Origin of the sequence: Moraxella sp. ZY210820, from assembly GCF_030674635.1 — a bacterium.
Classification (GTDB): domain Bacteria; phylum Pseudomonadota; class Gammaproteobacteria; order Pseudomonadales; family Moraxellaceae; genus Acinetobacter.
Map to the genome: position 1 here is coordinate 1,311,225 of NZ_CP089978.1, position 10,386 is coordinate 1,321,610.

At 37.9% G+C, this 10,386-nt stretch carries 7 protein-coding genes; 2 read left to right on the forward strand and 5 right to left on the reverse strand.

The annotated features are described in order from the left end of the window. Positions 1-5: 5 nt before the first annotated feature. Both LU301_RS06630 and adeC read left to right on the forward strand, forming a co-directional pair. Positions 6-3,176, forward strand: a complete 3,171-nt coding sequence (locus LU301_RS06630) for an efflux RND transporter permease subunit (RefSeq protein ID WP_305268884.1) — start codon at positions 6-8, stop codon at positions 3,174-3,176. Beyond that, complete coding sequence (gene adeC / locus LU301_RS06635; RefSeq protein WP_305268886.1) at positions 3,176-4,636, forward strand: AdeC/AdeK/OprM family multidrug efflux complex outer membrane factor; 1,461 nt, start codon at positions 3,176-3,178, stop codon at positions 4,634-4,636. Before LU301_RS06630 ends, adeC begins: the two co-directional genes overlap by 1 nt. Positions 4,637-4,723: 87 nt before the next feature. Here adeC and LU301_RS06640 read toward each other — a convergent pair whose 3' ends face one another. From LU301_RS06640 to trpA, 5 genes are all read right to left on the reverse strand, one after another. Continuing rightward, positions 4,724-6,193 carry a capsule assembly Wzi family protein gene (locus LU301_RS06640; protein ID WP_370692184.1) on the reverse strand — a complete coding sequence of 490 codons (1,470 nt, stop codon included), beginning with the start codon at positions 6,191-6,193 and terminating at the stop codon, positions 4,724-4,726. A 124-nt stretch (positions 6,194-6,317) separates the two neighbouring features. After that, positions 6,318-7,250: an SPOR domain-containing protein gene (locus LU301_RS06645; RefSeq protein ID WP_305268888.1), complete on the reverse strand. Its 933-nt coding sequence runs from the start codon at positions 7,248-7,250 to the stop codon at positions 6,318-6,320. Continuing rightward, a complete protein-coding gene (gene folC, locus LU301_RS06650; RefSeq protein ID WP_305268892.1) occupies positions 7,243-8,523 on the reverse strand; it encodes a bifunctional tetrahydrofolate synthase/dihydrofolate synthase in 1,281 nt (426 codons plus the stop codon). The genes LU301_RS06645 and folC overlap by 8 nt, the downstream gene beginning before the upstream one ends. 119 nt (positions 8,524-8,642) lie before the next feature. Continuing rightward, positions 8,643-9,536: an acetyl-CoA carboxylase, carboxyltransferase subunit beta gene (gene accD / locus LU301_RS06655; RefSeq protein ID WP_305268895.1), complete on the reverse strand. Its 894-nt coding sequence runs from the start codon at positions 9,534-9,536 to the stop codon at positions 8,643-8,645. Continuing rightward, a complete protein-coding gene (gene trpA / locus LU301_RS06660; protein WP_305268899.1) occupies positions 9,533-10,336 on the reverse strand; it encodes a tryptophan synthase subunit alpha in 804 nt (267 codons plus the stop codon). Before trpA ends, accD begins: the two co-directional genes overlap by 4 nt. Between the last annotated feature and the right edge of the window lie 50 nt (positions 10,337-10,386).

Genomic DNA, 10,386 nt, shown 5'->3' on the forward strand with positions numbered 1-10,386 from the left:
GATGTATGGCTAAGTTTTTTATTCATCGCCCCATTTTTGCGTGGGTGATTGCGTTAATTATTATGTTCGCAGGTATTCTGACTTTAAAAAATATGCCTGTAGCACAATATCCAAAAATCGCCGCACCGCAAATCCAAATCAATGCCGTATATGCAGGTGCATCTGCGGATACTGTGGAAAAAACTGTAACACAAATTATCGAACAGCAAATGACTGGTCTCGATGGTATGCGTTATATTGAAGGTAATAGTACCAATGGTTCATCACAGCTCACTGTATATTTCCAACAAGGTACTGACCCTGATATGGCTCAAGTCCAAGTACAAAATAAATTACAGTCAGCAACACCACTACTGCCACAAGATGTACAAAGACGTGGTATTACAGTAAGTAAAGGTAATCCAAGCTTTTTACAAGTATTAGCATTCTACTCTGAAGATGGTAGTATGTCTGATGCCGATATTAAAGACTATGTTGCGTCTAATATTTCAGAACAGCTTAGTCGTGTAGAAGGCGTTGGTTCCGTACGTGTATTTGGTGGTTCGTATGCGATGCGAATTTGGTTAGACCCTGCCAAATTAGCTAATTTTAACCTAACACCGCTTGATGTATCTAATGCGATTTCAGCACAAAATACACAAGTGGCAGTCGGTCAAATTGGTGCATTGCCTTCTCGTGAAGGACAAGCCATCAATGCGACAGTAACCGCTCAAAGTTTATTACAAACTCCAGAACAATTCCGTAATATCATCTTAAAAAATTCACAAAATGGCTCGATTGTACGTTTATCAGACGTGGCTCGTGTGGAATTAGGCTCTGATAGTTATGATGTGGTTTCTAAATACAATGGTAAACCTGCAGGTGGTCTTGCTGTTAGTTTGGCGACAGGTGCAAATGCTCTAGAAACTGCAAAACGTGTGGAAAAAGTTTTAAACAATTTGCGTAAAAACTATCCAACTGGTTTAAAAGATGAAGTGGCTTATGATACTACGCCTTTTGTTGAGCGTTCGATTTCAGCGGTAGTAAAAACACTTATTGAAGCGGTTATTCTCGTCTTCTTGGTAATGTTTTTATTCTTACAAAACTGGCGTGCAACCATTATTCCAACTTTTGCCGTGCCTGTGGTGGTACTTGGTACATTTGCGGTCATCAACTTATTTGGCTTTAGTATCAATACACTCACCATGTTTGCGATGGTACTAGCGATTGGTCTTCTGGTCGATGATGCGATTGTCGTGGTAGAAAACGTTGAACGTATTATGGTCGAAGAACATCTTGACCCAGTAACTGCAACCGAAAAATCAATGGGGCAAATTTCTGGTGCACTAGTCGGTATTACATCTGTACTTTCAGCAGTATTTATTCCATTATCATTTATGGGTGGTACATCAGGAGTGATTTATCGTCAATTCTCAATTACCTTGATTGTTGCGATGTTATTATCATTACTGATTGCGATTGTCTTTACCCCTGCCTTATGTGCAACCATGCTCAAACAGCATGACCCAAATAAAAAACCAAGCAATAATCCAATTGCAAAATTCTTCCATGGCTTTAACCGTGCATTTGATGCAACAGCATCGCTCTATCAACGTAGCGTTGGTAAAATGATCTCTAAAATGGGGCGTTGGGTTTCAGTCGCTATTTTTGTAGTTTTCTGTGGTATCTTAGGTTTTCTAGGTAAAAGTTTACCATCATCATTCTTACCAACAGAAGACCAAGGTATGATTATGACCTTGATTCAACTCCCAGTAAACTCATCTATGGAGCGTACTGAAAAAGTGGTGGATCAAGTCGCTGACTACTATATGAACAAAGAAAAAGATATGGTGGAGTCAGTATTTAGTGTATCTGGTTTCTCATTTGGTGGTGGCGGACAGAATCAGGGTATGGCTTTCGTCCGTCTTAAAGATTGGGAACAGCGTACAACGCCTGAACTGCAAAGTCCTGCTCTCGTTCAACGTGCAATGTCATTAAACGCAATTCCTGAAGCAGAATTAGTCTTCCCTATGCAATTACCTGCAATGTTAGAATTAGGTAACTCTACAGGTGTACAATTTGTATTAAAAGATGTCAATGCCAATGGACCTGAAAAACTTGACTTAGCCAGTAAAGAAATCTTAAAAATGATTTCTCAAGATAAACGTTTTGTGTTTAGCCATTCAACATCTCAAGATACTGCACCACAATACAAAGTCATCATTGACCAAGAAAAAGCAGGTTCAATGGGTGTAAGTTTAAGCGATATTAACCGTACTATGGGTATTGCTTGGGCTGGCTCTTATGTCAATGATTTTATTGACCGTGGTCGTGTGAAAAAAGTCTATGTACAATCAGATACTGATGGACGTATGATGCCTGAAGATTTAAATAAATGGTATGTGCGTAATTCATCAGGTGAAATGATTCCATTCTCTGCATTTGCGACTGGACATTGGGAGCATGGTTCACTAGGCTTAAAACGTTATAATGGTTCATCATCAATTACCCTTGAAGCGGTAGGTATGATGAGTACTGGTGAAACCATGAAAACCATTGAAGGTTTTGCCGATAAATTACCTGAGTTAGGCTTTAATGGCTTTGCTTATGAATGGACTGGTTTATCACTTGAAGAACAAGAAGCTGGCTCACAAAAAATGATTGTATTTGCGTTAGCTGGTTTAATGGTGTTCTTAATTTTGGCAGCATTGTATGAAAGTTGGTCTGTACCATTCTCAGTGATGCTCTCTATTCCAATTGGTGTATTAGGTTCATTTATTCTCACTTTCGCTGTGATGATTATTACCAAAGATTTCCAAAATGTGGGGAATAATATCTACTTTACCGTTGCGATTGTTGCCGTAATTGGTCTTGCCGCTAAAAATGCGATTTTGATTGTTGAATTTGCAAAAGAATTGCAAGAGCAAGGCGAAGATTTAATCAAAGCAACACTACATGCATCAAAAATGCGTTTACGTCCAATTATCATGACCACATTGGCATTCGGTTTTGGTGTATTACCATTAGCGATTGCGTCTGGTGCAGGTGCTGCCGCACAGCATTCTGTGGGTTATGGGGTACTTGGTGGCGTATTAAGTTCTACTGTACTCGGGATTTTCTTTATTCCAGTATTCTTTGTCATCGTGCGTAGTATCTTTAAATACAAAGCAAAACCACAACAGGAGAAACATTTATAATGCAACAACACAGCTTTAATCTCGCTCGTGGTTTTGCAATCTCAGTTCTCGCATTGGCTCTGACTGCATGTCAGACCATGCGTGGGACTGAGCCAGTCGCTCAACCAAATATTGAAACTCAATTTAACACGCTACCGCAAGCAGGCGATTATCCATCATTAGCAGAACTAGGTTATAAAGATTTTTTTGCTGATGAACGTTTAATTAAAATCATTGATTTAGCATTAGCAAATAATCGTGATATGCGTGTCGCAACCTTAAATATTCAAAAAGTACAGCAACAATATCGTATTGCTGAAAATAATGAATTACCGACCATTGGTGCAAGTGGTAGTATTATCCGTCAAGATAATGCGAGTACACCAAAAGCTATTACAAGCTATAGTGTTGGTCTTGGTGTTACATCATACGAGCTTGACTTTTGGGGACGTGTACGGAGCTTAAAAGATGCTGCTCTCGACAGCTATCTTGCAACACAAAGCTCAAAAGATGCAACTCAAATTAGCTTAATTAGTCAAATTGCACAATCATGGCTTAATTATGCTTATGCCAATGCACGTTTAACATTGGCTCAACAAACGCTTAAAGCACAGCAAGAAAGTTATAACCTAAACCAAAAACGCTTTAAAGCAGGTATTGCCAGTGAAATTCCATTACGTCAGTCGCAAATTTCTGTGGAAACTGCTCGTAATGATGTAGCAACTTATCAGACCCAAGTTGCTCAAGCCAAAAATACTTTGGATTTATTGGTTGGGCAACCTGTAGCTGATGAATTATTAGCGAAAACTGCGGTTAAAAATATCACTAAAGCACAAGTTTTAGGTACAGGTTTGCCAAGTGATTTACTTAACAATCGTCCTGATATACGTGCTGCTGAATATCAACTGAGTGCTATGGGTGCAAATATTGGTGCAGCAAAAGCTCGACTTTATCCAAGTATCCGTCTTACAGGGACTGCTGGTTTAGCTTCTACCGATTTAAGTGATTTATTTAAATCGGGTGCATTTTTATGGTCAGTTGGTCCAAGTCTTGAATTACCAATTTTTGACTGGGGAACACGCAAAGCTAATATCAAAATTGCTGAAACTGACCAACAAATCGCTTTAGCCAATTATGAAAAAGCCATTCAAAATGCGTTTAAAGAAGTGAATGATGCTTTAGCGACTCGTGCCTTTATTATCGACCGCATGAATGCTCAACAACGTTTAGTTGAAGCAACAGGCGTGAATTACAAACTTTCAACAGCTCGTTTTAATGCAGGCATTGATAGTTATTTAAATGTCCTTGATGCACAACGTTCGGCTTATAGTGCGGAACAAAGTTTATTAGTGGTTTATCAAGCTAATTTAAATAATCAAATTGAACTGTATAAAACACTTGGTGGCGGTATAAAAGTTTATCAGACTGATGAACGTCATCATCAGCCAAGTAGTGCAGATATTCATAAAAAAGTAGATTAACCGAGTATTAAAACACTCAATCAAATTTCCCCCTTTTAACTATTAAAAGGGGGAAATTTTTATGGATCAGATTTAGATAATAGATACTTATTTTAATCCAAAAGTATTCTTATCTAATGGTAATTCAACCTGCATACCTAAACCACCATCTTGACCATGCACATCTGAATCACTCAACCAAGCATTCAATTTTAATGGAATTGTTGGTTTAATACGATGTGTCCAAGTTACTTCAACTGATTTTAAGTTATCTTGATTTGGAAAAGCATAGTTATTTTGGCGACTGGTTGCACGAGCTTTGTCTAATTTTGCAAACATCATACGACCAGATACACTATTCATTTTATCAATATGTATATGACCACCTAAAGATACAGATTGTGCATCACCACCTAAAGGATAAGCCAAAGGATAACCTTGTTGATAGAAACCATCTTTATATGTCGTACCATGCTCATAACTGATACCACGTGTTTTCATATTGGTACGTGTATCCGCCCATTCTGCATACACTTGATATGGCATTTTATTATAGCTTGATGAATAATCTAAACCTGATAAATACATTTTCTTTGATGGTAAGAAGTTAGCTTCATCTTCACCCACATATTGTGCATAAACACTCACAGGCACATCAACTATATGTCCTAAAGATAAACGTCCATCAAAACCTGCAATTTGGTTTGACTGGTCATATTGCCCATTATAAACATTATCTTGATTACCTGCTAAGGCTTTCATTAAATCACTTGCTGTTTGGCGACGACCTTCCCCACCCCATTGTAAAGTCCGCGAAAAACCTAATTCAAGATAAGGTGTTGGCTGAGCCGTTACACGCATACCAATTAACTTCGCATCGGGTACAGCTTTATAATTTCGTAATTGACCTGCAAAAATTTGATATTGCCAATCACCAATCCAAGATAACCATTCTGTTTCAAAGGCTTGATGTTTATCACGTTGTAAGGTTACGCCCACAACCGAACGGCTGGCATCACCACGAATTAAACTACCCTCATGACCTGCCCCCCACCACGTTGGAATTTGACCCGCCACTAACCATTGATTAAATGCTTGCCCCGCAATATATGAACCATCTACATTAACATCATTTTTTTTATTGCCAATTTCACTGTCTTTTTCTGCAGTTACACGCAATTTAATATCCCAATGTTCACCACCTGCATTTGCTTCAGTAAACGCACTATATTGAGCATAGCTATTATCACCAAATTGATGTGCTAAAGGTTTCTCTTCAGATTGTAATGACAAACCTGCTTTAAACATACTATTTTCATTGATTAATGCTTGACGCACACGCTCAATCACTTCATGTTGAGTACTATCATTCGCTTTAGCATTGCTTAATGCACGCTCGATTTCATTATGTGATAACGGCCATGTAGATGTACTAATTTGAATAACACCTTGTTGTTGTAACCAGTTTAAATCTTGGCGTAACTCGGCTTGATTTAGAACTAGACCATTGGCAAATGCACCATTTGCCATCAACAAGAATATTGCACCTGCCAAATATTTTTTTACTAGACTCATCATAAAACTCTCGATTTTTACATGACATTATTGTACCTGATATTATTATAAAAAGAAAAATATTATTGTAACTCAACATAAAAAAGCCATACAATCAAGTATAGCTTTAATTTATTTTAACTGACATTTAACGGTCTTTTAATGGTACCCAACCATGTACCCAAGCAGACTTCATATTCAAATTTGCATTTGATATAATTTTTTGACGCGTTGCTTCTGCACTTGCTTTATCTTTATGTGGACCAACCATAATACGTAAACCTTTTGATGTTGGACTTGTGGTTACACGATAACCATTCGCACGCAATTGTGCAATTTGTTTATTTGCACTTGCTGTATCTTTTGCCAACGAAATTTGTACCATCCATTGACGTTTATCTGTATTTGATTTTTTCTTATCTGCTTCAGCCTTACGTTTTGCCTGTTCTTGCTCACGTTTACGTTCTTGTTCAGCTTTACGTTTTCTTGCTTCTTCTTGTTGTAAACGCTTACGTTCTTCTTGCTCAGTATTACGTTTTACTTGCTCTTGTTCACGTTTACGCTCTTGTTCAGCCTGACGTTGTTTGGCTTGTTCTTGCTCCGCTTTACGCTTAGCTTCTTGTGCCTGCTGACGCTTAATTTCAGTTTGTTCAGCTCTACGTTGTTCAGCTAGTGCTTGACGTTGTATTGCAGCATCTTGTTCTGGTGTTATTTCTTCATATACCTGCTTTTGCTGAGCTTCAACTTCTGTTTGACGTGTTTGCAATTGTTCAGCCTGTTGTTGCTGTTGTATTGCTTGTTGCTGACGTGCAAATTCATCAGCTTGTTGTTGTACACGAGCCATATTTTGTTCATTTAATTGCTGTTGAACTGTAGTATCATCAGCCTTTAATTCTTGTAACTCAACTGGTTTCACTTGCTCTGACTCAGGAATTTGATTTTGTTCGCTCGAACTAATGATACCACTTGGAGATACAGCCTGTGGAGATAGTTCTTTTTTACTCACACTTTGCCCGAGTATGGCAACGAGAATACCACCACCGAGTAATAATACACCGCCTAATATTTGTTTTTTATTCATGATTCAAATGTTCCCAAATCGCTTCTAACGTATGAAATGAACCACACACCAACATAATTTGATGTGTTTGCAGTTGAGATAACGCCAATTCAAAGGCTTGTTGAATACTTGGCAATGTTGTTACATTTTGCCCATCTAGTGTAGTTAATAATTGTTGCTCACTCGCAGCTCGTTGTACATTTAAAGGTGCAATATACCAATGTACGATATCAGTTTTTAAATCATTTACTACACTTTGAATATCTTTATCAACTAACATTGAAAATACAACCACAACTTCACGATATTGTGTATTTTGTTGTAAATAGTTTTGCAACTGTTTTCGTAAAAAATCAATACCATGTGGATTATGCCCTGCATCAAAAATTACCGTTTTTCCATCGACTTGGCGAATTTCAAAACGTCCTGATAATTTAGCTTGCATAATACCCTGTTGTAAGGCTGTTTCACTCACTGCCAAACCACTTAATAATATCGCATTGACTGCAGCAGCCACATTTTGTATTGCCAATGAGGCATAAGGTAGACTTAATGTCATACCCGAAGTAGATAACTGCCATCTATCAGCATATTGTTGTATAAAATAATCACGATTGACCGCATATAAAGAGGCATGACATTGTTCAACCTTATCGATAATTGCTTGTGGAATCACTTGTTCCCCAGCAAAGACTACAGGAATATTTGCACGAATAATCCCTGCTTTTTCATAAGCAATTTGCTCAATGTTATCCCCTAACCAATCGACATGGTCGATACCAATATTGGTAATAACAGCAACATCAGGTGCAATCACATTAACTACATCTAAACGCCCACCTAAACCTACTTCCAACACCCAAACATTACAATTTTGTTGCTTGAATATTAAAAAACTCGCTAATGTTGTTGCTTCAAAAAAGGATAAACTCAAACCGCAGGCTTGACGTGCTTGCTCAACTTGTACAAAAGCCTGTACCAAGATATCATCAGCAACTTCTATCCCATTGATTTTAACTCGTTCATTAAAACGGTAAATATGTGGTGATTGATATAAAGCAACACGATAGCCTTGTTGTGTTAAAATACTAGCAATTGTTGTTGTAGTTGAACCCTTACCATTTGTTCCTGCTACTGTAATCACTTTTGCATTTGGCTGAGTAACCTTTAAATATTCAGCAACAGGTTGTACACGCTCTAAACCTAAATCAATTCCTGTTACATGGATTTGACCTAAATAATTAAGCCATGTTAGCAAACTATCATTAACACTTGGAATAGATAATGTATTCAATTTCAACATCTTCACATGGGTAGGGTTAAAATATCATAGCTTAAATTAGACAAAAAAGCTAGGTTTAACCCAGCTTTTTATTGTTCGTATTTCAAATGATTATCAATCATGATAATCCATTATACATGAATATTCATTAATTTAGACAATAAACGATGTACAGTTTCTTTAAGCTCATGTCGATGTACTATCTTATCTACCACGCCATGCTCAACCAAATATTCAGCACGTTGGAATGGCTCATCAAGTTTTTCACGCACAGTTTGTTCAATCACACGTTTACCAGCAAAACCAATCATTGCTTTTGGTTCAGCCAAATGTAAATCGCCCAACATAGCTAAAGATGCTGTTACCCCACCATAAACAGGGTGCGTTAAGACCACAATATATGGAATTTTAGCATTTTTCAAACGCTTAATCGCTGCTGATGTGCGTGCCATTTGCATTAATGACAACATACCTTCTTGCATTCTCGCCCCGCCAGACGCAGCAAAACAAATCAAGGGTTGTCGATGTTCTAAGGCATATTCAGCTGCTTGTACGAAACGGTCACCGACCACAGTTCCCATTGACCCTCCCATAAAATCAAATTCAAATGCACAAGCAACTACAGGCATTTGTTTTAATAAACCTTGCATAACCACTAAGCCTTCAGTCTCTCCTGTCTTTTGCTGTGCTTCTTGCATACGTTCAGGATAAGGCTTAGAATCAACAAATTTTAAAGGGTCTTTTGCGGTAAATTGTTGTCCTAATTCTTGTTGTACCTCATCTAAAAACCATTCAAGACGGTGTCTTGCTTTCATTACACCATGAAAGTTACAAAATGGGCAAACATAAAGACTTTCAATCACTTGCTGTTCAGTACCTGTAGCCTTGCATTCAGGACATTCAATGAGTGGTTCACTATTTGTTGGCAACTCAATTTCTGGTGCAACATTTTTTAATGCAACACTTGGAATATCACGCTCAAACCACGGCGTACTCACTGTTAAATTTGGTTTTGCTTCACTCATACTATTTCATCGAGTGCAACTCGAAGCTCCTTCACTTTATTAATTGTTTGTACCGTTGCTTGCTCAATATCCAAAGTGGCAAAAGGTTTGACTAATGCACTACCTACAATGACCGCATCTGCAACTTGTGCCATCGCTTGTGCTGATTTTGCATCATTAATACCAAAACCTACCCCAACAGGAACATCGGTATAAGATTTGATTTTGGCGATACGTTGTCCTGCTTCTACAACATCTAAACGACTAGAGCCTGTAACACCTTTTAAGGACACATAATAGATAAATCCACGCCCATGTTTGACTACATCTTGAATACGTTGGTCTGTTGATGTTGGTGCAAGCAAGAAAATTTGGTCTAAATCATGTTGCTTTAAAAGTGCATTAAAATCAGCCGATTCTTCAGGCGGTAAATCAACCAATAATACACCATCTACCCCACTTTCTACTGCAATATTAACAAATTTTTCATAGCCAATCACTTCAATCGGATTGAGATAACCCATCAACACCACAGGTGTTTGACTATCTTGCTCACGAAATTGTTTAACCATCGCTAACGCATCAAGTGTATTTGTCCCACCTGCCAATGCACGCTCAGCAGCCAAAGCAATCACAGGACCATCTGCCATTGGATCTGAAAATGGTAAACCTAGTTCAATCACATCAACCCCAGCTTCAACCATTTGATGTAACAAAGGTACTGTTACTTGTGGTTGTGGATCTCCTGCCATAATATAAGACACTAAGGCTTTACGATTTTGTTGCTTTAACTGTTGAAAACGAATTGCCAAACGAGACATAAAACATACCTTTACATATAGAAAATTTCAAACCTGTTCATTGTCGGATA